Origin of the sequence: Neptunomonas japonica DSM 18939, from assembly GCF_000422765.1 — a bacterium.
Lineage (GTDB): Bacteria > Pseudomonadota > Gammaproteobacteria > Pseudomonadales > Balneatricaceae > Neptunomonas > Neptunomonas japonica.
Map to the genome: position 1 here is coordinate 188608 of NZ_AUGR01000009.1, position 23585 is coordinate 212192.

23 protein-coding genes are annotated in these 23585 nt (G+C 41.8%); 15 read left to right on the top strand and 8 right to left on the bottom strand.

Translation table 11 applies throughout. From position 1 onward, the window contains the following. Nucleotides 1-165: 165 nt before the first annotated feature. Nucleotides 166-927, top strand: a complete 762-nt coding sequence (locus G511_RS0107685) for a DUF4197 domain-containing protein (RefSeq protein WP_028469126.1) — start codon at nucleotides 166-168, stop codon at nucleotides 925-927. A gap of 176 nt (nucleotides 928-1103) precedes the next feature. Next, nucleotides 1104-1901, top strand: a complete 798-nt coding sequence (locus tag G511_RS0107690) for an ion transporter (RefSeq protein WP_028469127.1) — start codon at nucleotides 1104-1106, stop codon at nucleotides 1899-1901. Nucleotides 1902-1924: 23 nt separating this feature from the next. On the opposite strand, the gene G511_RS0107695 is transcribed toward G511_RS0107690, so the two are convergent. Continuing rightward, nucleotides 1925-2116, bottom strand: coding sequence for a hypothetical protein (locus G511_RS0107695; protein ID WP_028469128.1), 192 nt, complete (start codon nucleotides 2114-2116; stop codon nucleotides 1925-1927). Nucleotides 2117-2205: 89 nt separating this feature from the next. After that, the gene (locus tag G511_RS0107700) at nucleotides 2206-2847 is read right to left on the bottom strand and encodes a glutathione S-transferase (protein WP_036551594.1); all 642 of its coding nucleotides are present in this window, start codon (nucleotides 2845-2847) and stop codon (nucleotides 2206-2208) included. A 151-nt stretch (nucleotides 2848-2998) separates the two neighbouring features. Between G511_RS0107700 and G511_RS22130 the strand changes: the two genes are divergently transcribed. Next, nucleotides 2999-3478: a thioesterase family protein gene (locus G511_RS22130; RefSeq protein WP_036551597.1), complete on the top strand. Its 480-nt coding sequence runs from the start codon at nucleotides 2999-3001 to the stop codon at nucleotides 3476-3478. Between the two features lie 60 nt (nucleotides 3479-3538). Here G511_RS22130 and ahpF read toward each other — a convergent pair whose 3' ends face one another. Beyond that, nucleotides 3539-5113: an alkyl hydroperoxide reductase subunit F gene (ahpF, locus tag G511_RS0107710; protein ID WP_028469130.1), complete on the bottom strand. Its 1575-nt coding sequence runs from the start codon at nucleotides 5111-5113 to the stop codon at nucleotides 3539-3541. 117 nt (nucleotides 5114-5230) lie between these two features. Continuing rightward, on the bottom strand, nucleotides 5231-5800 hold the full coding sequence (gene ahpC, locus G511_RS0107715) for an alkyl hydroperoxide reductase subunit C (RefSeq protein WP_028469131.1): 570 nt from the start codon (nucleotides 5798-5800) through the stop codon (nucleotides 5231-5233). A 284-nt stretch (nucleotides 5801-6084) separates the two neighbouring features. Between ahpC and G511_RS0107720 the strand changes: the two genes are divergently transcribed. Both G511_RS0107720 and G511_RS0107725 read left to right on the top strand, forming a co-directional pair. Beyond that, on the top strand, nucleotides 6085-6486 hold the full coding sequence (locus G511_RS0107720) for an antitoxin Xre-like helix-turn-helix domain-containing protein (RefSeq protein ID WP_028469132.1): 402 nt from the start codon (nucleotides 6085-6087) through the stop codon (nucleotides 6484-6486). Then, entirely contained in the window at nucleotides 6480-7175 is a 696-nt protein-coding gene (locus tag G511_RS0107725) for an RES family NAD+ phosphorylase (protein ID WP_028469133.1), read from the top strand. Before G511_RS0107720 ends, G511_RS0107725 begins: the two co-directional genes overlap by 7 nt. A gap of 30 nt (nucleotides 7176-7205) precedes the next feature. Here the strand turns inward: G511_RS0107725 and G511_RS0107730 are convergent, their stop codons facing one another. The 4 genes from G511_RS0107730 to G511_RS0107745 form a co-directional block, all read right to left on the bottom strand. Then, nucleotides 7206-8861, bottom strand: coding sequence for a methyl-accepting chemotaxis protein (locus G511_RS0107730; protein ID WP_028469134.1), 1656 nt, complete (start codon nucleotides 8859-8861; stop codon nucleotides 7206-7208). A gap of 154 nt (nucleotides 8862-9015) precedes the next feature. Then, complete coding sequence (locus G511_RS0107735) at nucleotides 9016-9957, bottom strand: DMT family transporter (RefSeq protein WP_281170407.1); 942 nt, start codon at nucleotides 9955-9957, stop codon at nucleotides 9016-9018. Continuing rightward, entirely contained in the window at nucleotides 9930-10316 is a 387-nt protein-coding gene (locus G511_RS0107740; RefSeq protein ID WP_028469136.1) for a hypothetical protein, read from the bottom strand. The genes G511_RS0107735 and G511_RS0107740 overlap by 28 nt, the downstream gene beginning before the upstream one ends. A gap of 221 nt (nucleotides 10317-10537) precedes the next feature. Further along, nucleotides 10538-12463 carry a propionyl-CoA synthetase gene (locus G511_RS0107745; protein WP_425411388.1) on the bottom strand — a complete coding sequence of 642 codons (1926 nt, stop codon included), beginning with the start codon at nucleotides 12461-12463 and terminating at the stop codon, nucleotides 10538-10540. A 529-nt stretch (nucleotides 12464-12992) separates the two neighbouring features. On the opposite strand from G511_RS0107745, the gene G511_RS0107750 reads away from it, so the two are divergent. The 10 genes from G511_RS0107750 to metH all read left to right on the top strand — a co-directional run bounded on the left by G511_RS0107750 (nucleotide 12993) and on the right by metH (nucleotide 23530). Then, nucleotides 12993-13457: a YHS domain-containing (seleno)protein gene (locus tag G511_RS0107750; protein WP_051221701.1), complete on the top strand. Its 465-nt coding sequence runs from the start codon at nucleotides 12993-12995 to the stop codon at nucleotides 13455-13457. 39 nt (nucleotides 13458-13496) lie between these two features. After that, on the top strand, nucleotides 13497-14018 hold the full coding sequence (locus G511_RS0107755; protein WP_028469139.1) for a hypothetical protein: 522 nt from the start codon (nucleotides 13497-13499) through the stop codon (nucleotides 14016-14018). A gap of 73 nt (nucleotides 14019-14091) precedes the next feature. Further along, nucleotides 14092-14853 carry a D-alanine--D-alanine ligase family protein gene (locus G511_RS22135; protein WP_245573835.1) on the top strand — a complete coding sequence of 254 codons (762 nt, stop codon included), beginning with the start codon at nucleotides 14092-14094 and terminating at the stop codon, nucleotides 14851-14853. A 14-nt stretch (nucleotides 14854-14867) separates the two neighbouring features. Beyond that, nucleotides 14868-15776, top strand: coding sequence for a cyanophycin synthetase (locus tag G511_RS0107765; RefSeq protein WP_028469140.1), 909 nt, complete (start codon nucleotides 14868-14870; stop codon nucleotides 15774-15776). Further along, a complete protein-coding gene (locus G511_RS0107770; protein WP_028469141.1) occupies nucleotides 15776-17041 on the top strand; it encodes a hypothetical protein in 1266 nt (421 codons plus the stop codon). The genes G511_RS0107765 and G511_RS0107770 overlap by 1 nt, the downstream gene beginning before the upstream one ends. Before the next feature lie 42 nt (nucleotides 17042-17083). After that, nucleotides 17084-17602: a DinB family protein gene (locus G511_RS22140; RefSeq protein WP_036551604.1), complete on the top strand. Its 519-nt coding sequence runs from the start codon at nucleotides 17084-17086 to the stop codon at nucleotides 17600-17602. Continuing rightward, complete coding sequence (locus tag G511_RS0107780; protein WP_028469142.1) at nucleotides 17602-18348, top strand: NRDE family protein; 747 nt, start codon at nucleotides 17602-17604, stop codon at nucleotides 18346-18348. The genes G511_RS22140 and G511_RS0107780 overlap by 1 nt, the downstream gene beginning before the upstream one ends. 116 nt (nucleotides 18349-18464) lie before the next feature. Next, complete coding sequence (locus G511_RS0107785; protein WP_028469143.1) at nucleotides 18465-18986, top strand: cytochrome P460 family protein; 522 nt, start codon at nucleotides 18465-18467, stop codon at nucleotides 18984-18986. Between the two features lie 147 nt (nucleotides 18987-19133). Then, entirely contained in the window at nucleotides 19134-19595 is a 462-nt protein-coding gene (locus G511_RS0107790) for a YHS domain-containing (seleno)protein (RefSeq protein ID WP_028469144.1), read from the top strand. A gap of 227 nt (nucleotides 19596-19822) precedes the next feature. Further along, nucleotides 19823-23530 carry a methionine synthase gene (gene metH / locus G511_RS0107795; protein WP_028469145.1) on the top strand — a complete coding sequence of 1236 codons (3708 nt, stop codon included), beginning with the start codon at nucleotides 19823-19825 and terminating at the stop codon, nucleotides 23528-23530. Nucleotides 23531-23585: the final 55 nt, after the last annotated feature.

A 23585-nucleotide genomic window follows, 5' to 3' on the forward strand; every position in this document is an offset into this window, starting at 1 on the left:
AATTTCACTGCCTATTACTCACTGCATATAAGAATAAGCTATTTTACGGTGGTAGAGGTTGTTACAGAATCATTGCTGGTGAAATTTCTTATAAATTGTCACAACTGGCTAGTGATAATCCGTTACACTAGCGCTATCTATAGACAAGGATGGAGGCTTTCATCAATGCGTAAGTTAACAATGACCACCCTACTGCTCAGTACAGCCATCGCGACTAGCAGCCATGCCGGCTGGAGCGATTTAGTTGAAAGTGTGAAAAAAACAGGTGGAGAGTTAATCAAACAGCCTGCCGCGAGTAATTCCGGGGCTAGTAGCGCATCACTATCATCCGAGACACTTATTAATGGTTTAAGAGAAGCCTTGGTTATAGGGAGTGAACGTGCGATCAAACTCATTTCTGCTGAAGGCGGATTTCTTAATGATCCGCAAATTCGCGTGCCTATGCCAGCAGGACTAGATCAATTAGCGGGGCCATTGCGAAAATTTGGTATGAGTAAACAAGTAGACCAGTTTGAGCAATCTATTAACCATGCAGCAGAGCGTGCAGCCCCACAGGCGACGGCTATTTTGGTTGATAACATCAAGAGTATGAGCTTTGAAGATGCTCGTAAAATTTATGAAGGTTCTGATGACGCAGCTACCCAATACTTTCGTGAAAAGGCAGGCCCGCAAATAGCCGCTTTATTTAAACCAGAAGTTGATGGTGCTTTGGGTGAAGTGGGTGCAACTAAATATTACAACACCCTAGCAGCACAAGCAGCAGACTTACCCGTAATTGGTAAACAAGTCGATGGCGACCTTACCACTCATGTAACCAACGCCGCTTTGGATGGTCTGTTTCTAAAGTTAGCCGCTGAAGAAAAGTTGATTCGTGAGAATCCAGCGGCGCGCTCAACCGAATTGCTGAAAAAACTTTGGAGCAATTAATATACTAAGTACAGGTCCTATTTATGGAGCACCGCATAAGCAAAAGAAGCTTGTTATTTGTGCAGTGCTTTTTCCACATGCTACATCGATATTTTTTATCATGCATTTACAAAATAGGCTTAGAAAAACTTTCATCTTAGGATCTCATAACAATACTTTGCTGAACTCTCTCATTCATGAATATTGATAATCTACAATCTCGCTTTTACTCATTACGCCACAACCGTTTTTTTGAGCTATTTGTTGTTGGTGTCATCTTGTTTTCAGCACTCGTTATTGGTGCCAAAACCTATGACATTCCCGATAACATTTTGATGGTTATAGGCTGGCTCGATGTTGGTATTACACTCTTTTTCCTGCTCGAGGTGTCTGTTCGTTTTATGGGCGAGCCGAAAAAACGGAATTTCTTTAAAAATGCATGGAACGTCTTTGATACCCTCATTGTTATAGTCAGTTTAATACCTGTTGAAGACAGTGAACTTGCGTTGGTTGGCCGTTTAATACGTATTTTTCGTGTATTGCGGATGGTGTCTATTGTCCCTGAGTTACGTTTATTACTGAACTCTCTTCTTAAAGCTCTCCCGCAACTGGGCTATGTCATATTGTTGATGTTTATCATCTTCTACATTTATGCGGCTGTTGGAGCATCATTTTTCGCGTCTATCAATGCCACATTATGGGGCGACATCTCAATATCTATGCTGACACTGTTTCGAGTCATGACATTTGAGGATTGGACAGATGTTATGTATGAAACGATGGCTGTGTATTCACTTAGCTGGATTTACTACCTCTCGTTCATATTCCTCACAACCTTTGCTTTTTTAAACATGGTCATTGGTATTGTCGTCAACGTAATGGAAGAAGAGCATGCCATTGAAGCAAGGGAGCAAGCATTAGCCGATGGTGAACCAACCATTCAAGATTTATCTAATCAAATAAAAGAACTCAAAGAGATGCTGAAGAACAGATAGCTTACCGTCAATTACTTTTATCGCTAATGCTCTTCAGCTTCACATAGATCATAGTCAGTGAAGATATCCATAGGTATATCGGAGGGCAAGCAGACGATAACTTCGCAGGTTTTGCACCATGCGTGGTTGGTATTGTCGCCTAATGAGTCAACAACAGCTGCTTGATCGACAGCTCCCTGCTGTAAAAGCTTACTTTTACACGTTAAACAATCCATATTAATTCCCTGAAATAACACCGCAATCCTAGCAATACCCTAAGTTTAGCAGGAATATTCTAGCGGTGCTTACCCACCTCCATTCTTTTCTACTCTGCCAGCCACTGTGGATGCTTTTGCATCACTTGAATAAACAAACTTGAGTTAATCATTTTTTCTAACCACGTCTGTAAATGTAGATAAGGTGTCTGTAAAAACCAGCTACGGTCTACATGTGCGCATTGACGCACAAACGGAAATAGCGCGATATCAGCTAATGTGTAGCGATCTGTTAGTAAGAAACCATCATTCGATATAAGTTTTTGTTCTAATATGGCGAACCAGCTTTCACAGTGAGAGCGGTAGAACTCCATCGGATGCTCTAAGTAACGATCTGCATATTTATAGCGATCTAACCAATATTTAAACTCATCGTCATTTTGCTTTACTAATGCCTGAATTACAGGCACTAACTCACTTGGCAACCAATGATCAGGGTCGCTCTGTTGCAAAGCCCAATACATGATATCTAGGCTCTCTTCTACGACACGACCATCAGGCAGCTGCAAAACAGGCACGGTTCCTTTTGGTGAAATAGTGAGTAGTGATGTGGGTTTGTCTTTTAAAACAACTTCACGTAACTCTACATCAAGATGGCTATTATAAATGGCTAAACGAGCTCGCATGGCATAAGGGCAGCGTCGAAAAGAATACAAAATAGGAAGTGTTGTTGCATTAGGTGATATTGACATAAACTCGATTTCATTAATGTTCTACTAACATGCACTAGAAACAGGCGCTCGTTCGTAGCATTATACGCATCCAATACTTGATATGCGCTATGCTCAAGTTATTAACCCTGTAGTCTTGATGAATCACATCGGCCAGAAAAAGGATTCCGTCATGTTGACCACCCAGTACCCTCCCGTTCCTGAAAGCTATTGCGATTATAACGGGCACCTTAATGAAGGTTATTATCTCGTTATGCTTTCATTGGCAACTGATACCATTTTGGATGCTGCTGGCTTGGATGAAGTGCACAGAGCGAAACACCAATTTAGTGCTTTTACTGTGCAAAACAACTTACGTTATTTTAAAGAAGTTCGCCAAGGCCAAAAGGTAATTGCTCATTCTCAATTACTATCGAGTGATAGAAAACGCTTACGTATATGGCATGAGTTACGTAATGAAGAAGGTACAGAAACCTTAGCGGCAATTGAGTGTTTATTAGTGGGTGTTGATATGCAGACCCGACACAGTGCCGCATGGCCTGAGCCAATACGTGTAGCGATACAAGCATTACAAGAAAGGCATTTTGATATTGAATGGCCCAAAGGTGCTGGTAATTCAATTGCTATGCCTGAACAAGGCTGTTCTGCATAGCAACCCACTTATTAGTCTAGATGGTCATCATGACACTGATGACCATTTATTTAATGTTAACTATGCTGCTTGGTTTTGTGTTTCAGGTAGTGGCGTTCGGATTAGATAATCAAATGCACTTAGCGCGGCAGTAGAACCAGCCCCCATCGCAATAATGATTTGCTTGTACGGTACCGTCGTCATATCTCCTGCTGCAAACACACCAGGTATTGATGTTTTACCACGGCTGTCAATGATGACCTCACCATGTTCGCTCAGCTCGATATCTCCTTTCAGCCATTCGGTATTAGGCACTAAACCTATCTGGACAAAGATACCCTCCACTTCAACATGATGCGACTCATCAGTAGCACGGTCAGTATAGTTAAGACCATCCACGCGAGTACCATCACCTGTCACTTGCGTGGTCATCGCTTCAGTGATGATATGGATATTATTCATTGAACGTGCTTTGCGCAGCAGTACATCGTCTGCACGCAATACATCACTGAACTCGAGTACGGTGACGTGCTCAACAATTCCAGCAAGGTCAATAGCAGCCTCAATGCCGGAATTTCCTCCTCCAATGACTGCTACACGCTTGCCTTTAAACAGAGGTCCATCACAATGCGGGCAGTAAGCAACACCCTTACCGCGATATTCTTGTTCACCTGGCACATTGATTTCACGCCAACGCGCTCCAGTGGCCAAGATTACAGAGCGGCTTTGAAGTGTTGCACCATTTTCTAAATCAATGCTGACCATTGACCCCTTAGTCACTTTCTTAGCTTTTTGGCTGTCGATTAGATCAACATCATAAGAGAGTACGTGTTGCTCTAAATGAGCCACCAATTTGGGCCCTTCTGTTTCTTTTACAGAAATGAAGTTTTCTATCGACATAGTGTCCATCACTTGGCCACCAAACCTGTCTGCTACAATCGCTGTACGAATACCTTTACGTGCAGCATACACTGCTGCGGCAGCGCCTGCTGGCCCCCCGCCAATAATCAGCACATCGTATGGGTCTCTTTCAGATAGTTGTGCTGCTTGCTTCTCGCTGGCTCCGCTATCTACTTTATTAAGAATCTCAGTTAATGTCATACGGCCTTGGCCAAAAAGCTGACCGTTTAAATAGACTGAAGGTACTGCCATAATGTTGCGCTCGCCCACTTCTTCTTGAAATAGAGCCCCGTCAATCATCGTATGGCGTACATTAGGGTTGAGTGTTGCTATTAGGTTAAGTGCTTGCACAACATCTGGGCAGTTTTGGCAGGTTAAAGATATGTAGGTCTCAAAATGAAATTCCCCCTGTAATTGTTTCGCTTGTTCTTGTAATGCCGTCTCAACTTTAGACGGATGCCCCCCTGCTTGTAATAAGGCAAGTACTAGCGATGTGAACTCATGACCCATGGGTATACCGGCAAATTCTACTCGTGCAGCTTCACCCGCTGGAGCTATCGCCATCAGTGGTACTCGCCCACTATTGTTTTCGTTGATATTCAACGAAATTTTTTGAGACATGTCAGCTATTTCTGTTGCTAGCTCAAATAGTTCTGCAGATTTAGGTGTGCTGTTTACGGACACAGTAATATCAATCGGGTTAACGATGTTCTGTAAGTATGTGTCCAGTTGCTTTTTTAGATTAGTATCTAACATAACTGTGTCCTATTGACGCTATTTTAGGGTGTGCCTGTATTGTTAAAAGCCAAGGTATTGGCTTCTTCCCACATGAAGAAGCCAATATAAGCTCATGATAAAAATAGATTTTGTCTTTTAGATTTTTCCAACTAGGTCAAGTGAAGGCGCCAGTGTTGCTTCTCCTTCTTTCCATTTAGCAGGACATACTTCACCAGGATGCGCGGCAACGTATTGAGCTGCCTTAATTTTGCGTAGTAGCTCGCTTGCATCACGACCTATGCCGCCAGCATTGATTTCAATAATTTGGATTTTTCCTTCAGGGTCAATCACAAACGTACCCCGTTCAGCTAAACCTACTTCCTCGATCATTACACCGAAGTTACGAGTAATAGCACCGGTGGGGTCGCCAATCATTGGATAAGTGATTTTCCCAATGGTTTCTGAAGAGTCATGCCAGGCTTTATGTGTGAAGTGGGTGTCTGTTGAGACAGAGTAAACTTCAACACCAATTGCTTGCATCTGCTCATAATAATCAGCCAAGTCACCTAGTTCTGTTGGGCATACAAAAGTGAAATCAGCTGGGTAAAAGAAAAAAACATTCCACTTACCTTTAATATCAGCATCAGAGACATCGATGAAAGCACCATTGTGGAAGGCGCTCGCTTTGAACGGTTTTACTTCGGTATTAATTAGAGACTGAGACATCGTATTTCTCCTTAAGAACTGATGTGTTATTCAACAAGAGAAATAATAAAAAATGATGATAAGGAATAGAAATTGATCGTTACTAAGCGCTCGATAAAGAATTCCTATTGTTAACTAAGAACAATCGCTATTAGTGAGAAGGTGAAGCTTAAATAGCTTTTATAAAGCGGCGTTGCGAATACACAGGGGCTACATAAGCTAAATTCCATATATTTATTTACATTTGTGTATTTTAAGATATAAATAAACATATAATGTATCTGTAAAGACAATAGGGAGCTGCCATGCTAAATCTACCATTACCTTCATTTGATAAAGCCGCTGCTGCTACAGGTTTAAAAGCCGCTGTTACCATTTTAGATAAATGGGGCGCTAGTGGGGAGCAAGGAGAGGCTATTTTACGCGTCTCTCACAGCACTTATGCTCGCGCTAAAAAGAAAGATGCCATGCAAGCCATCAACCTAGATCGTGACCAGGTTACCCGCATAAGTTTTATTTTAAACATTCATGCGGCATTGCGTATTGTGTTTGATAATCCTGAAAACCTTTACGGATTTATGAAGATGATTAACTACAATCCTTTCTTTGCAGGTAGGTCTCCTCTACAAGTAATGGGAAATGGTGACTTTGTCGCTGTTTACGAAACCTTTCGTAGAATAGACAGTATGCGAGGTAGCCAGTGGTAAACATTAACGAGCTGCCTATTTTACCTAGTGAAGAAATTAAAAGTTACCGGTTAATTAATTCTAAGTTCCCTCCTATCAGTTTATTTGATGATGTTGCTGATGCGAGCGAGTTTGAAAGCCTCTATGCGCTGCAAGCCCTGACTAACCCTCGCCTTAAAAATGAAGTAGGCGACTTGCAGCTGATTCCTCGCACTGAAATCCCGTTTGGCATTCATGGATGCTCATACGCTACCGCCCCCTTTACTCACGTAAACCCAGAGGGCTCTCGGTTCAGTGATGGCTCATTTGGTGTTCTGTATGTAGCTGATTGCATAGAAACGGCGATTGCAGAAGTGCAATATCATCAACAAGTCTACTGGAGCAATGTGCCTGAGCTTTCTTATGAACGCTTTGTTTTTCGGGGGCTTATTTGCCAATTTAACGAAGTGGGCATAGTGGATGGATTGATTATAGCCCCTACTGATGCTATTTACTCTCCTAAAGATTACACGCAAGCACGCGAGTTAGGGGCAACAATTAAAGCAGGAAAACATGATGGTATTCGTTACCATTCAGTACGCCGTAATGGAGCTGCTTGCTGGGGGCTAATGACGCCCTTGCAAGTAAGCTCCATACATCAAGCCGCACATTATGAGATGGTATGGAACGGTACAATTACCGGAGTAAGCAAGCTTTCAACGACATTATGATACATTTTCAAAAGCCATTCTTAGATCAGATTAACGTTTTTTAGCGCGCGGCATATCGCTATAGTCGGTATCTGTCACTTTAATTTTTTCCATAAGGTTGCGCAATTTATCGCTTAACTTATTCAAATCGTTTCCAAACTCTAAGCTACTACTTAGATGCTCGAGCGTATTATTAAACTCAGATTCCATAAGATGAATGCTTTCAGTGACCGAATCAAAATGGTGATTCTGCTTCTTAGTTTCTTGTTGTATTTCATTGGACTGGCTGTCTATTTCATTCATGACCAATGTTAATCCCTTGAGCACATCAGCGCTTTTATTTACTTGAGTAACGCTATATTGGGCTGACGACATACCCTTTTGCATTGTTTCTGATGCCTGCTGAGCACCGCTTTGAATTGACAGGATCATTTTCTGAACTTCAACAGTAGCATCTTTAGTTCGGGTAGCGAGTGTTCGTACTTCATCAGCTACAACAGCAAACCCCCGACCAGCCTCACCTGCTCTAGCCGCCTCAATCGCTGCATTTAAAGCAAGAAGATTAGTTTGTTCAGAAATGGCATTAATAACATCAATAATAGATTCTATCTTTTCACTATCCGTGCGTAATTTAACGATAGACTCAGATATGAGGGTAATCTCCAGAGACAGCTGATCCATGCCCTGCATGGTTTGCTGTGCTACTTGTTGACCATCACTTAGTGTTTCAACACTTTCTTTTACTGAACTTGATATTCGTTGAATCCGAAGAGTTACTTCTTTCGCTGATTCAGTCGTTTCTTCCATTGAGCTACCGACCTGTAAACTACGCTCACGTTGCTCAGTAGCTGCTTGCTCAATATTATTATTGGTTTGTGATAGTTCTTTTGCCATAGGTACCAGCCTAACGACAGACTTGGTAACCTGTGAAACTAGATTATCAGTATGCTCAATGAAAGCATTAAACGCTTGTGCTAACTGAGCTAGCTCATCGTTTCCATTAATAGGTAAACGCTGAGTCAAATCCCCCTCACCGTTCACAAGGTTTTGCGCCATTTCAACAATACTATGAACCGGCTTAAGGACAAACCGATGGATACCAAACAGCGCGATTAATAGGAAGATTACAAATATACAGAAAAAGAGAACATTAACGTCTTGTGCTGACTCTGTGGACTCTAGCTCAATGGCAAACTGCTCATCGGCCTTGTTATTAAGTTGTTTAGATAGTTCAGCAACCTTGCCGAAAAGAACTGAGGCAGTAACATCAAACTCCCCTTTAATTTCATTACCCGCGTGAGCACCTCCATCAACGTAGGCATGAGCCATTTTCTGTCCAACAGCATAATAGTTATCCATAAGAGGCAACAAGGCTAAGTAATCAAAACTGAATTTAGTATCTATTTGCCGTAATGTTTTAACGGATGTTTGAAAAAGTTCAACGCTTTTAGCGGCTTTATCAAAACCATCATTCAACCCATCCATCCCTCGCGTTGCACTAATATCCGTCAGGCGTTGTTGTACCTGAATAACTGCCAGCTGCATTACATGCAGGTGAGTCATGATTGCGCTCTGCGTATGGGCAAGGTAAACACTCTGCGTATGCACTCTTTCGGCTTGCAAGTGCTGCATAATCCCCTGAAGCAACAGAGTCACAGCAAAAAAGCTTACAAATAGGTAAGCTTTGAAACGTATCGTTGAAAACATCAAAAAGTCCTTTTTCTCTTATCTTCAACATTCCTAAGAAAGGATAAAGCATGAAAAGAGATGTGCTAGAGCTGAAATTTGATTTGTAGTGTAGTACAAGATTTCTAAAAGAAATCAGATGGTTTATTAATATGAAATATATTTATTGTTGAAGCTAATTAGCAGCTCGTCTTTTATTCAATAAAAGGTATAAGCCACTCATTACTATGACTAATATCCCACAAATAGTAAGGATATCTGGGCGTTCATCAAAAATTATAATGCCTAGAATCATGGCAAAAATCACTCGTGAGTATCTAAAAGGAGCAACCACCGATATAGAGCCCGACCGCATTGCAACTGTTAAAGAGTGGTACGCAATAACACCGAAAAGTATTGCGCCTATTATTTGTAAGCCAGAGTCAAAATTTATGCTAAATGGTTTATCAGTGGTTAGTGATAAACAACAACCTGCCGCTATTAAGACAAGAAAACCATAAAACCCTAATTGAGCATTGGATAGCCTGGGTGATGCGACACGTGTTGCAAGATCACGTCCTGCAAAACCTAAGGTACTAACAACAGCAAACAGAGAAGCGAAATCAAAGTCATCTAAGCCTGGGCGAACAATCATTATCACACCAATAAAACCGATAAGAATAGCTATCCAATGTGTCACTGGTATCTTTTCTTTTAAAAAGAGCGAAGCACCTAGCACTACAACCAATGGAGTGGCTTGAAGAATGGCTGAAGCGCTCGATAAAGGCATCATGACAATGGCTAAGGCAAAAAAACTGCGTCCTATAATTTCGCAAAAAGTACGAACAAGCATTGTACGGCTACGCATTTCTGGTGGAAAAACTGCTTCTGCCTTATGCTTCATCAAACAATAGAAAATAAATGAACCTCCTAGGCCAAAAAGTAAAACAGTAAAACCGAGAGGTACAACTTGTGAAGCACTTTTTATAAACATGTCTTCTATAGAAAAAGCTGCCATAGCAAGAAGCATAAAAACACAACCTCTATAGCTTCTTGATGATGCTAACGTATTCTGCATAGTAGTGAGTATCTCGATTTTATCGAATTTGTTTAATGTGGCAGTTCTATGTACTGGCATGTAAATGAGCACTTGAAGAGCAAGCAAGATCTCCAGAAGAGGTTATGATGCTTACGCTCTATATCCATACTTATTTTTTTAAGGCCAGATCTAAACAAAGCAGTTAACTTGGATTCTTCAGAGGAACACTTTTGGAGTTGCTCTATTTGGGTATTAAATGCTGCACTAAATTGTTTGCTAATAGGCTCACCAAAAACAAAATCTTTAGCTATCTCCCAAAAGGTATTTTGAACAAGCCTGTCTAAAGCATTTAATTCCAATATGGCCGGTAGCTGCTCAAAAATGATCACATCACCGTTATAGAGAAGATGGTTACGTGACTTATCAATTAGAAGTTGTGACGATTTAATAATCTCCATTACTGACACACCTATCCTACCTTTATGAATAAACATAAAGATTAGGGTAATTAGGCAATAAGACACAGACTCAAAAAAATTAAAGATAACAGGGACAGACTGTTTCCTAAACACCTAGCAGAGAATAAGGCGGGCAATGCATAACTGGTATAAAAATAAACAGCCACAAAAAAGGCAGCCAAAAGGCTGCCTGAAAACTACTAAGGGTCTTAGGTGAGGTACTATTGACTAGACACGAGTCCGTGATTAGTCAAAATTTCCTCGATTTCCGGTAAGCTAGCTGGGTCATCAATTGTTGAAGGAACTGAGTATCCAGAACCATCAGCAATCTGGCGCAGCAACTTACGCAGAATTTTTCCTGAACGGGTTTTTGGAAGACGCTGCACAACCATTGCTTTTCTAAAACAGGCAACCGCTCCGATCTCTTTACGGACCATGGCAACCAATTCGGCTTCCAGCTCTTGCTCGTCTAACTCAATACCATTCTTGAGAAGCACCAGCCCGATAGGCTGCTGACCTTTCAGCGGATCATTTACACCGATAACACAACACTCTGCTACTGCTGAGTGGCTAGCGACAATCTCTTCCATCTCACCTGTTGACAGGCGATGCCCGGCTACGTTGATTACATCATCGGTACGACCCATGATGAATACATAGCCTTCTTCGTCTTTATATCCACCATCACCCGTTGAATAGTAACCTGGGAACTCAGCTAGATACCCCGTACGGAAACGTTCATGGTCGCCCCATACTGTCGGTAAGCAACTTGGAGGCAGTGGAAGCTTCATGGCAATGTTGCCTTGCTCACCAGCAGGTAGCTCATTACCTTCTGAATCAACGATCTGCACATTGAAACCAGGCATAGGCAGTGTTGAAGAACCCGCTTTGGGCTCTTTCATCTCAACACCTGTCAAGTTACCGCAGATAGCCCAACCCGTTTCAGTTTGCCACCAGTGATCAATAACTGGCTTACCAAGAGTTTCTGTCGTCCAAGTGTACGTCGGTGGATCTAGTCGCTCACCGGCCATGAAAATAGCTTTCAAGTGAGACAGATCGTATGGTTTTAACAGCGCTGAATCAGGATCTTCTTTGCGAATAGCACGAAATGCAGTAGGTGCAGCAAACAACGATTTTACTTTGTATTCTTCGCATACACGCCAGAATGCACCGGCATCCGGAGTTTTGATTGGCTTGCCTTCAAAAACAACAGTAGTACAACCCGCTAATAATGGTGCGTAAACAATATATGAGTGACCAACGACCCAGCCTACGTCTGATGCAGCCCAGAAAACGTCGCCTGCTTCCATATTATAAATAGATTTCATGCTGTATTTGAGCGCAACAGCATGACCACCGTTATCACGAACAACACCTTTTGGTTTGCCCGTAGTTCCCGATGTATAAAGAATATAGAGAGGATCTGTACCTTTAACAGGAACACAATCAGCAGGTTCAGCAGTTTTCATGGCTGTAGCCCAATCAATATCACGATCAGCAATTAATTCAGCAGTCACTTGCGGGCGCTGGAATACGATACAACTGTTTGGTTTGTGTGCTGATTTTTCAATTGCTTCATCAAGCAGTGGCTTATAAGGCAGTACTTTTTTGATTTCTATACCGCAAGAAGCGGTGATAACCACTTTCGGTTCTGCATCATCAATACGTACGGCTAACTCTTGTGGAGCAAAACCGCCGAAAACTACAGAGTGAATAGCACCAAGACGGGCAACACCCAGCATAGCAATAACGGCTTCTGGGATCATTGGCATATAGATGACGACACGATCACCTTTAGCAACGCCTTGCGCTTTAAGAATACCGGCAAACTTTGCTACTTCATCACGCAGTTCTTTATAGGTATAACGAATCTTTGTATTCGTAACGGGAGAATCAAAGATCAATGCATCTTGTTCGGCACGTCCGTTTTCAACGTGAAAATCCAATGCTAGGTAAGCGGTGTTAAGCTCCCCATCAGCGAACCAACGACTGATACCATTCTCATCTTTACTGAGAATCTTTTGTGGCTTTTTAAACCAATGGATATCTTCTGCTTTCTCACCCCAAAACAGCTCTGGAGTTTCTATCGATTTTTCATATTCTGCTTGGTAGGACATAGCGCGGGCCCTTTGTGCTTGTAAGTTAATTTTCAGGACTACGTTAATGTGAGCCGTTATTGTTATTGTTGACAGTCGGCCTACAAGATCCAAGTACTTTAACTAAAAAAAAGGCGAATTTAACTACGACATAAGGCGAACATGGCCTTCTTAGAGATAAATATGCATTTTTGATTCGTTTTTTTTAATCTTCAAAAACTAGATTGTCGACAATCTAGTCTATTTTTGTACAGAAACCACCTTTTCAGGGCTTGAAAAACAAACATGCTGAGGACTTATCATTTTTTGGCTAAAAAACAATCAATTTAATAGCTGTTTTTGGAGAGGCCGCGTCGTTAATAAATAACATCTATAGCATAAGTGCTTAGAATCAATACTCCCGATATGAAACAGATAACTTTTCATGGGTGTTGTCTGAGTAAATACATTAAAATAATCATTCTTTTCAGTTTGATTTCAGATTCAAAATATATAGTTAGCTTACTTTTTGTAGTCAAGCTATTCACTTGAATGCAAACAAAAATGACATAACAAGTACAAAAGTGCAGAGGGTACGCAAATGACTAATCTACTTTCATATAAAAAAGCATGGGGCTCAGTAATTGCAGCAATATTGATGGTTTTTTCTTTGCAAGCAAGTGCTAAATCTCCTATTTATACGTCGTACTTCAGTGACCTAGCTGTAGCAGGCTACGATACAGTTGCTTACTTTACTGAAAACAAGCCCGTTGAAGGTAATAAGCGTTTTGTAACTGAATATAAAGGTGCTGAATGGCGTTTCAAAAATGCTGATAATTTGGCGGCTTTTAAAGCAAACCCTGAAAAATACGCGCCGCAATATGGTGGCTATTGTGCATGGGCGGTTGCCAATAATGACACCGCAAAAGGCGATCCTCTTCAGTGGACTGTTCATGAAGGGAAACTTTATCTTAACTACGATGCAAAAGTGCAATCCAAGTGGCTAAAAGATAAACAAGGCTTTATTAGCTCTGCTGACAAAAACTGGCCTAACGTTATTAAGTAATTGAATCGACAAAACTAATAAGAATATTAAGGATAAGATATGAAATCTCGAATCATCACAATATTTAGCTGGGTGGTAGTTGCGTGGACATGTAAGGTATTTTTGAGCTCCTTACCCTACAAATTTTCAAGCCACCCTGACACACAGCATATTTTTTCAACTATTGGTGCTTGGATGAGCACAACTATCTCAAACGGCTTAGGCGAATGGTTTACTGAATATGGAGCTTACGCGGTGGGTAGTGCCGAGCTGCTTGTTTCACTCTTTTTATTGCTTCCTATTCTCTTCTTTATCCTTAAAAAGGCAGGTGTTATCAGTAAAGCACCAGAGCGTGCATTGATTCATAGTGTAGGTGGCGTACTCGCAGCAGGAATTATGGCAGGAGCCGCTTTTTTCCACTTAGCAACACCACTAGGAATAGAAGTATTGCATAATGGTCAAAGTGATCACGGCTCACTGTTTTATGCCGCTGTTTCTATCTTTGTATTAGGGTTGATTATGGCTGCTGTTAACTTTACGTATTGGAAAAACAACAATACTAACCGCAACAACACACTGTAAGTTCTAGATAATTATGATGATTCGAATTCTGTTGGTGGCTTCCTATATAGTCTCGTGCTTTCGATTGAGAGTAATGCCATGGCATTACTTTCAATTAAACGCTGGTTATTTTAATAAGGGCAAAGGCATCTACTCCAAACAGGATATTAACGATCTAATTCCGGAAAAATGGCATTTACAACAGTGGCTGGACTCTGGTGATAAGCAGCCAGAATCCTACCCAGTCTTCGCCAAACCAGAATGGGGGCAGAACTCCCAAGGGATTCGAAGAGCAGATAATATCGATGAGTTGGAGGCTATTCGCAGCCAAAGGGTACCAGGACAATCGCAATACTTAATTCAAGAAGCGGCACAAGGGAAAATTGAGTTTGAAATTTTCGTTATACCATCAGATGAAGCGCCGGATCAGTATGCGATGCTGTCAGTCACGAAAGTGGTAAATCACAGTGCAGACAAGTTTCCGATTAATGGTATTTATAATAAGCAGACTGAATACCAAGATGTAACGGCACAGTTATGCAAAGAAAAGCTCGAAGCATTGTGGGGGCATTTAAAGACGGTTGGCCACTTTCGGATTTCACGTTTCGGCGTACGAGCTGATTCATTAGAGAAGTTAATAGACGGCCAGTTTAAAGTTATTGAGATCAACTTGTTTTTACCGATGCCACTCGTACTGCTGACCAAAAACACATCGCTAAAGAGAAAGTTAAGCTTAGCAATCCAATGTACTTGGTTGCTGGCAAAAATCACAAGAACTATACCAGAAGAACACAATGAGCCTTTTCTATTCTTTAAGAAACTAGGTTTCATGCAGCGCACTAAGCGCACTGACTAAGACGAGCACATGTAATGCAAAATATAAAAAAGATAATTTATAGCTGGATAAGCCAGCGTTATATGAACGGCTGTAGTAGCTACAATAATTTAGAAGTGAGAAAAAGCTGCCGCTCTAAAGAACAAGCTCGCGCTGTATTTAGTCAAGGTAATGTCCCTCATGCTAGAGGGCAAATATTTTTAAACCCAATGACCGCACACCGTTTTGCAAAAACACATGGTTTTCCTTTAGTTATTAAGCCAAATGTAAGCGGCTATTCTCGTGGTAGTTACTTTCCTATCAACAGCTTTACTGAGTTATGGAAAGCTATTTTCCTAGCAAAAATTTGGTGGCCTACCACCGTAGTTGAACAGTATTTAAAAGGTCACAACTACCGTGTCGTCGCTATCAAAGGCGAGCTAATGTCAGTGATTGAACGTTACCCACCAACTATTACAGGTGATGGGATACACACGATTAGCGAACTTATTGACGAAGAGAACACCATTCGTAAAGCAATGGAGCTACATCCTTGTATTTACCCAATAGAAAAGAACGAGCAAACCATCAATTACTTGAAAAAAAGCAAGTATACGCTCGAGAGCATTCCACCAGAAGGGGAAGACGTCATACTCTTTTACCGCATATCGTTAGCACCAGGTGGTACTGTTCGTACTATTGATAAAGACACGATTCCAGAAGATAACAAACAACTGTTCTTAGATGTACTGGGCATGTTTGATGCAAACATACTAGGTATTGATGTGATTTTCGAAAAGGGTATAGAGCATTCATTTCATGATCAGAAGTGTATTTTCCTAGAAGTGAATTCACGTCCTTATCTGAAAATGCATGACTACCCTCGCTATGGAAAAAAAGAAGATTTGAGCCCTTATTACAATAAGCTCAATCAAATCGAAATTAGTAACGCAGATATTTACTAATGAAAACCGTATCTTCGAGTTTCTTCCAATTTGCAGGCATTCACTCATTTTTGATTGGGCTACTGCCCTTCTTCATACCTGTGCTGCTGCTAAAACAAGGCGTATCTGTTGAGGGAATAGCTTTATTTATTGCCGCTACCGGTTTTGGCTTTATTGTTTCACTTAAGATATGGGAAGCATTGTTCCAGCAGTCGCAATGGCGCTGGATCATTGGTTTATCATTTATTACGGAAGTGATTCTTGTTGGCGTTTTACTTTTTAGTGACTCCCCACTTATATGGGCGTTTGCTGCATTACTAAACGGCGCATATAACTGTTTTTACTGGACAACACAGCGAGTATTGTTCAGCACGATGACATCTGAACCCAAAAATCCATTTAGCCAAACCAATACTGATAACCAAACCGGCAAGCAGTTTGGGAACTTTCAAATTTTAGTTGTTGTGGTTTTAAAGTTAGGTATTTTAGTGGGAGCCCTGATGCTAGAAGATAGTCTAAAGTACTCATTATGGTTGGTTAGCTCGTTCATCTCTTTAGCTGGGCTTATGTGGTTCTTTCAAGCAAAGCGGATGAATGCATTCCTGACTGTGAGCCAGTTTTTCCCCGTTAATACCGATGCACAAAAACCTAAAAGCACCTCAATATTTCGCTTTAAGGACGCTAACAACTCTGCTGTAGTATTTTACCTTGATGGCGTGTTCCTTTTTCTTGAAAGCTATTTCTGGGTAGTCTCTTTGTTTTTGATTTCCCAAGAAAGCGTCAAGGAGCTAGGTATTGTTATTGTCTCATTGACCGTCTTGCTGTCTGTCATTTTCTATTTGTTAAAAAACAAGATCGACAGTATTGACCGTAATAAAGTATATATTTGTGCCGTTATTTTTTATGCTGTTTCATGGTGGCTAAGAAGTGTACTGGACCCTTCTCTCCCTAATCACTTTGTGTACCCAGCCATTTTGCTGATTGCATTTTTAACTACATTTTTCCGCTTAAGTTTTAATAAACGCTTTTTTGATCATGCAAAAGAGCAGCGTCCTTTGAATTACTTACTGGCGAAAAGTTACTTATCTCAAACGGGTATTATTGTTTTTTATTTAGCTGTTGCTCTACTTGCCTCTTACTTCTCAGACGTTCACGCCTCTCTGGCAACCCTGTACTTAGTTTTAACTCCTATCGCATTAATCTATATGGTTTATTCCGGCCCTAAGGAGTCCAACGTTAGCTCGAATGTTGCAGCTAACGCGCCGTTGAGGACATCCAAAACTTAGCGCCTTCTTAATTTATAAAGATTTGTCTCACGGTAGAATTTTATGCAAAAAATAATTGATAGTAGTATAGAAATTTTTGATCAGCTTAATGACTTCATTGAAAGTATTGATGATGATGTTTATCAGGATAATTCATCCTCTTTGTTTGAAAGCAGCATTGGGCAGCACTTAAGACATGTTTTAGATATCTATCACGCTCTTATCAGAAACATGACTGATGATATTGTGGACTACGATATTCGCCTGCGTGGCAGCTCTGTTGAAGTTAGTAGAAGGGATGCCCTACAAACATTAAGCGATATAAGAACATGGCTGGCTGCTCTTTGCCCGCACGAGATAACCCGTTGCGTGAAAATCCGCACTGAAATAGCGATATCTGAGCAACACAGCTCTGTTTTAGATACGTCGTTTGGTCGCGAGTTGTTTTTTGCTTCTAATCATACTATTCATCATTTAGCACTCATGGTGACTATTGCAAAAGTGCTGGGTTGCAGTATTGGTGCTAACTATGGTGTTGCACCTGCTACAGCAACATATAATCGTCAACTGGCTCAATCGTAGTGTGCACTGTCAGTTGGCTAATTAATCAAAACGGTTACCAGCTTTTCTTTAACCGAGATGAGCAACGTAGCCGCAGCAAAGCGCTGCCTCCACAGCATGGTAATATCAACGGCGTTGCTGTCATCATGCCAAAGGACCCAGATGGTGGCGGAAGCTGGATCAGTGTTAACGAGCGTGGTTTCAGTCTTTGCTTATTAAATTTTTATCAAGGGGATATGCCAAGCGGTTCTTTATATAGCCGGGGACAGCTCTTAAAATCACTTTCGTGTTGTGATGATATTAACGCTTTCAACGAGCAGCTGACGTTATTAGATCTTGAGTGTTATGCCCCCTTTACAATCCTTGCTTTTGAACTTTATTCAGGTGTAAAAGGTTATCAATGGGATGGACGTAAGCTTGTTCAACTAAACGTGAATAGCCCCCTAACCTCTTCGTCCGTAATGTTTGACAAAGTTTCTGCTGCCCGTATAAACAGTTATTGTGCGTCAATGAATACTTCCCAGCAGCACATTCTCTACCATAGTGGGCATCACCCAGATAAAGGTTATCAATCCGTTTGCATGCATCGAAGTGATGCCAAAACTGTCAGCTTTAGTCACATCTGCGTTTCCAGTGAGCAAGCAAGCTTCACTTATGTTGACGGTTCACCATGCTTATATGCCTCGCTAGATGAAGATAAAAAGCAGTACATTAACCACCAAAGCGGGTTAACGCTAGAGCGCTTATCAAGCCCTTACTTAGTCTAGTTTTCAGTTTCATTTCATATAAGAGTACTAATATCCCCCTTAATAAAGACTTTTAAGGCTCTATACTTACAAAGAGCACAGATTTAGTCAGGCAATAAAAACAGGGGAATAATAATATGAAACCCAGTATCTATCTCAAAGCAGGCTTATTTCTATCCATCAGCGGCTTAATTGTTGCATGCGCTTCTGCACCGGATTACTCCGGTAATACTGATAGCCGATGGGCTAATTTTAAAAATTGGACAAAAATCACAGAAAATAGAACCAGTACAGGGGATCCAACTGGTTTTGTCAGCACAGTGCATAAAGGCCGTGACGGTTATCGTGACGTTTATGTAAACGATATTGGTTTAGCTGTTATCCAAGGCACTGCGCCTTACAACTACCCTGAGGGAACAGTGATTGTAAAAGAACAGTTTGATGACCTTGCAGCTTTTAAAGCACAAAAGCCCACAGATTTAACCATTATGGTTAAATTACGAAACGGTGCGACACCTGATGCTAAAAACTGGGGCTGGGTTGCAGGTTACAACGCTAAGTTAGAAGAAACCAACGCCTTTTGTAGCGGTTGCCATTCTATTGCTACACAGAATGATTTTGTCTTTACAAACGAAGACTTCTTAAAGCAGCATTATTAGGTCGGCGCTGATTATCTAGATTTTCGACCCACCTTTTTATAAAGCCACTTTCTGAGTGGCTTTATAACGAAAATGAATCTTCGCTATCGATTTCAAATATTCTATTTATAGCTAATCAGTGTTTTTGAATGACTAAGGATGAACAGCATGAAAAAGTTTTTAATAGCACTAGTTGTATTATTTGCTAGTTTCAGCAGTTTTGCTGATGGGCCCGTTAGTAAGAGTTATTGGGGCTCAAAAGCAATCGGAGGGCACGATACAGTTGAATATCACTCTGATGATGTCCGAACTCAACATAAGGAAGTCGTAGGTAATAAACGCTTTGTAGTTGAGTGGAATAAAGCACAATGGTTTTTTGCATCCCAAGCCTCTGCCGATAAATTTGCAGCACACCCTGAACGCTACCGACCTTTGTATAACGGCTTTTGTTCTAATGCCCTTAGCTTGGGTGAAGGTTTAATTTCTACCGATGGAACGGTGTGGGAATTTTTTGGTGACAAGCTACATCTATTTTATGCTGAAAGAGGCCGCCAGCGTTGGTTAGAAGGCGATTGGGAGGCATATAAAGTAGAAGCTGATAATGCTTGGAAAACCCTGCGAACACAATAAACTAATAACACAGCCGAGGGGTAGAAACCCTACCATGCACTTAAAATAAGAGGTTAAAACCATTTTAGCCTCTAGATCTCCTTTCTTAATTCTCTCTTTTTATCTCTTTTCCTGTTTAATTGCGTCCATATGAGTGCCATTCACGTTAAATTGAATTGATCTCAGTAAATTTAATCGTGATTTGCTTTATTATATGCACTTTTATTATTGGTATTGGATTAGATTCGATGGCACAGACGATCACACAACAACTTGAAGCAGCACTCAACCAACGCATCATGATTCTTGATGGGGGTATGGGGACGATGATCCAGGGCTACCAACTGGAAGAAGCTGACTATCGTGGTGAACGTTTTGCAGACTGGGCTTCCGATGTTAAAGGCAATAATGACCTATTAGTGTTAACTCAACCAAAGATCATTAAAGACATCCACCGTGATTACCTGGATGCAGGTGCCGACATTGTTGAAACCAATACCTTTAACGCAACACAGATTGCCATGGCTGATTACAACATGGAATCCCTCAGCCGTGAGATTAACGTAGAAGCCGCAAGACTTGCTCGCGCAGCATGTGATGAGATTCAACGAGAAACACCAGACAGACCTCGCTATGTTGCTGGTGTGTTAGGCCCTACAAACCGTACATGTTCTATTTCACCGGATGTAAATGATCCGGGCTATCGTAATGTATCTTTTGATGAGCTTGTTGAAGCCTACACTGAATCTATCGATGGCTTGATCGAAGGTGGCTCAGACATAATTTTGATCGAAACAGTATTTGATACGCTTAACGCTAAAGCCGCTATCTATGCCGTTGAACAGTATTTTGATGATCATGAAATGCGTTTGCCGGTGATGATCTCAGGAACCATTACTGACGCATCAGGGCGTACCTTATCTGGCCAAACAACAGAAGCTTTCTGGAACTCAGTTAGCCATGCTAACCCGATTGCTATTGGCCTGAACTGTGCTCTTGGGCCAAAAGAACTGCGTCAGTATATTGAAGAACTATCCCGTATTGCACAATGCCATGTATCTGTTCATCCCAACGCTGGTTTGCCGAATGCTTTTGGTGAATATGATGAGTCTCCAGAAGAGATGGCTGATGAAATCGGCGAGTGGGCTAGTTCAGGTTTTGTGAATATTGTGGGCGGTTGCTGTGGTACTACACCAGAACATATTCGTGTAATTCGTGACTCTGTAGAGAAGCACCCACCCCGCCAAATTCCAGACTTGCCGGTCGAAATGCGCTTAGCGGGTTTAGAACCTATGCATGTGGGCGCTGATACCTTGTTTGTTAACGTTGGAGAACGAACTAACGTTACCGGGTCAGCAGCCTTTAAACGCCTAATTAAAGAAGGTGACTATGAAACGGCTTTAGCTGTTGCGCGCCAACAGGTTGAAAACGGTGCTCAGATCATCGATATCAACATGGATGAAGGCATGCTGGATTCAGAAGCGGCGATGGAGCGTTTCTTAAAACTCATTGCCTCCGAGCCTGATATCTCACGTGTTCCTATCATGATTGATTCTTCCAAATGGGAAGTCATCGAAATTGGCCTTAAATGTATTCAGGGCAAAGGGATTGTTAACTCTATCTCGATGAAAGAAGGCGTTGAGAAGTTTAAGCACCAGGCTAAGCTAGTACGACGCTACGGTGCTGCCGTTATCGTTATGGCGTTCGATGAAGTAGGACAAGCAGATACGCGCGAGCGAAAAATCGAAATCTGTGCTGAGTCTTATCGCATATTAGTTGATGAAGTGGGTTTCCCACCTGAAGATATCATCTTTGACCCTAATATTTTTGCGGTCGCTACGGGTATAGAAGAGCACAACAACTATGCCCTTGATTTCATTGAAGCTACGGGCTGGATCAAAAAGAACCTACCTTATGCAAAAATCTCGGGTGGTGTTTCTAACGTTTCTTTCTCGTTTCGTGGTAACAACCCGGTACGTGAAGCCATTCACTGTGTGTTTCTTTACCATGCGATTCAGCAAGGTATGGATATGGGTATTGTTAATGCGGGCCAGCTCGCTATTTATGATGACCTGCCTGAAGAGCTTAAAGAACTAGTAGAAGATGTTATTCAGAACCGCCGTGAAGACTCAACTGAACGTCTGCTGGCTGTTGCTGATAAATATCGCGGCGATGGTTCAGAAGAAAAAGCACCCGAAACGCAAGAGTGGCGCTCTTGGGAAGTAAACGAACGCTTATCGCATGCGCTGGTAAAAGGTATTACTGACTTTATCGATGATGATGTTGAAGAGTGTCGCCAGAATTATGAGCGCCCAATTCAAGTGATTGAAGGCCCATTAATGGACGGCATGGGCATTGTCGGTGACTTATTTGGCTCGGGTAAGATGTTTCTGCCCCAGGTCGTTAAATCGGCTCGCGTGATGAAAAAAGCAGTCGCGTACTTAATGCCATTTATTGAAGCCAGTAAAGCCGGCAACGAATCAAGTTCTGCTGGTAAAGTGGTCATGGCAACCGTTAAAGGTGATGTGCATGACATCGGTAAAAACATTGTAGGTGTGGTTCTTCAGTGTAATAACTTTGAGATAATTGACCTCGGCGTCATGGTCTCTGCTGAAAAGATTCTTACTACTGCCCGCGAATCCAATGCAGACTTAATTGGTCTTTCTGGTTTGATTACACCGTCGCTCGATGAGATGGTGCATGTTGCCAAAGAGATGGAGCGACAAGGCTTTAGCATCCCATTGATGATTGGGGGCGCTACTACATCAAAAGCACATACCTCGGTTAAAATTGAACCTGCTTATAAGCGTGACCAAGTGGTACATGTAACCAACGCCTCACGTGCTGTTGGTGTTGCTTCTGCATTGCTTTCAAAAGAAAAAAAGCAAAGCTATATCAATGAGATAAAAGAAGATTATCAGGCAGTGCGTGAACGTCATGCTGCGCGCCAGAATGAGAAGCGCCGCATTGGTTTAGAAGCGGCTCGCGCTAATAAATTTAAGATTGTCTGGGAAGATTACACGCCTCCAGTACCTCAGCAACTCGGTGTACAAGTACTGGAAAGCATCGATCTAAACATTTTACGTGATTATATCGACTGGAGCCCCTTCTTCCATTCATGGGAATTAGCTGGTCGCTATCCACGTATTTTGAATGATGAGATTATTGGCAAAGAAGCCACCAAGCTGTTTGCAGATGCACAACTGATGCTTAATGATCTCATTAATAACAAAAAACTGCATGCGCGTGCAGTTTATGGGCTGTTCCCGGCGAATAGCGCTGGCGACGATGATATTGAGCTCTATACCGATGAGACACGCTCAGAAGTATTAATGACACTGCATCATTTGCGCCAGCAAACAGAAAAAATTGCCGGCAAACCACACATGTGTCTGACTGATTTCATCGCACCTAAAGAGAGTGGTAAAGCTGATTACTTTGGTGCGTTTGCCGTAACTACGGGGTTTGGTGTTGATGAACTTGCAGCAGTGTACGAAGCGGATCATGACGATTACAACAGCATTATGGTTAAAGCATTGGCAGACCGTTTAGCCGAGGCTTTTGCTGAGTACCTACACGCACTGGTGCGTAAAGAAACGTGGGGCTACGGTACTAATGAAAACCTTGATAATGAATCACTGATAAAAGAAAAGTATCAAGGTATTCGACCAGCACCTGGCTACCCTGCCTGCCCCGATCACACTGAAAAAGGTTTGTTGTGGAAGTTGCTGGATGTAGAGGCTCGTACGGGAATTACCATCACTGAGTCTTATGCGATGTTACCAACAGCAGCAGTGAGTGGTTGGTACTTTAGCCATCCCGATTCACAGTATTTTGGGGTAGCAAAAATTGGTGAAGATCAGGTTGAAAGCTACGCGAAGCGTACCGGTATGGAGATGGCACATGCTGAACGCTGGTTGTCACCAAACTTAGGGTACGAGCCTGAAGAGGGCTAGTATTGAGTAATGCGCGCTCTTGAGCGCGCATTATGAAGAGGTATGCATCAAGGCA

Coding starts and splice junctions, on each gene's coding strand:
- G511_RS0107785 (WP_028469143.1), top strand. CDS start 18,465: ATGAAACCCAGTATCTATCTCAAAGCAGGCTTATTTCTATCCATCAGC.
- G511_RS0107790 (WP_028469144.1), top strand. CDS start 19,134: ATGAAAAAGTTTTTAATAGCACTAGTTGTATTATTTGCTAGTTTCAGC.
- ahpC (WP_028469131.1), bottom strand. CDS start 5,800: ATGTCTCAGTCTCTAATTAATACCGAAGTAAAACCGTTCAAAGCGAGC.
- G511_RS0107720 (WP_028469132.1), top strand. CDS start 6,085: ATGCTAAATCTACCATTACCTTCATTTGATAAAGCCGCTGCTGCTACA.
- G511_RS0107735 (WP_281170407.1), bottom strand. CDS start 9,957: ATGCCAGTACATAGAACTGCCACATTAAACAAATTCGATAAAATCGAG.
- G511_RS22140 (WP_036551604.1), top strand. CDS start 17,084: ATGCAAAAAATAATTGATAGTAGTATAGAAATTTTTGATCAGCTTAAT.
- G511_RS22130 (WP_036551597.1), top strand. CDS start 2,999: ATGTTGACCACCCAGTACCCTCCCGTTCCTGAAAGCTATTGCGATTAT.
- G511_RS0107685 (WP_028469126.1), top strand. CDS start 166: ATGCGTAAGTTAACAATGACCACCCTACTGCTCAGTACAGCCATCGCG.
- G511_RS0107765 (WP_028469140.1), top strand. CDS start 14,868: ATGCAAAATATAAAAAAGATAATTTATAGCTGGATAAGCCAGCGTTAT.
- G511_RS0107730 (WP_028469134.1), bottom strand. CDS start 8,861: ATGTTTTCAACGATACGTTTCAAAGCTTACCTATTTGTAAGCTTTTTT.
- G511_RS0107695 (WP_028469128.1), bottom strand. CDS start 2,116: ATGGATTGTTTAACGTGTAAAAGTAAGCTTTTACAGCAGGGAGCTGTC.
- G511_RS22135 (WP_245573835.1), top strand. CDS start 14,092: ATGCCATGGCATTACTTTCAATTAAACGCTGGTTATTTTAATAAGGGC.
- G511_RS0107700 (WP_036551594.1), bottom strand. CDS start 2,847: ATGTCAATATCACCTAATGCAACAACACTTCCTATTTTGTATTCTTTT.
- metH (WP_028469145.1), top strand. CDS start 19,823: ATGGCACAGACGATCACACAACAACTTGAAGCAGCACTCAACCAACGC.
- G511_RS0107750 (WP_051221701.1), top strand. CDS start 12,993: ATGACTAATCTACTTTCATATAAAAAAGCATGGGGCTCAGTAATTGCA.
- ahpF (WP_028469130.1), bottom strand. CDS start 5,113: ATGTTAGATACTAATCTAAAAAAGCAACTGGACACATACTTACAGAAC.
- G511_RS0107690 (WP_028469127.1), top strand. CDS start 1,104: ATGAATATTGATAATCTACAATCTCGCTTTTACTCATTACGCCACAAC.
- G511_RS0107770 (WP_028469141.1), top strand. CDS start 15,776: ATGAAAACCGTATCTTCGAGTTTCTTCCAATTTGCAGGCATTCACTCA.
- G511_RS0107740 (WP_028469136.1), bottom strand. CDS start 10,316: ATGGAGATTATTAAATCGTCACAACTTCTAATTGATAAGTCACGTAAC.
- G511_RS0107755 (WP_028469139.1), top strand. CDS start 13,497: ATGAAATCTCGAATCATCACAATATTTAGCTGGGTGGTAGTTGCGTGG.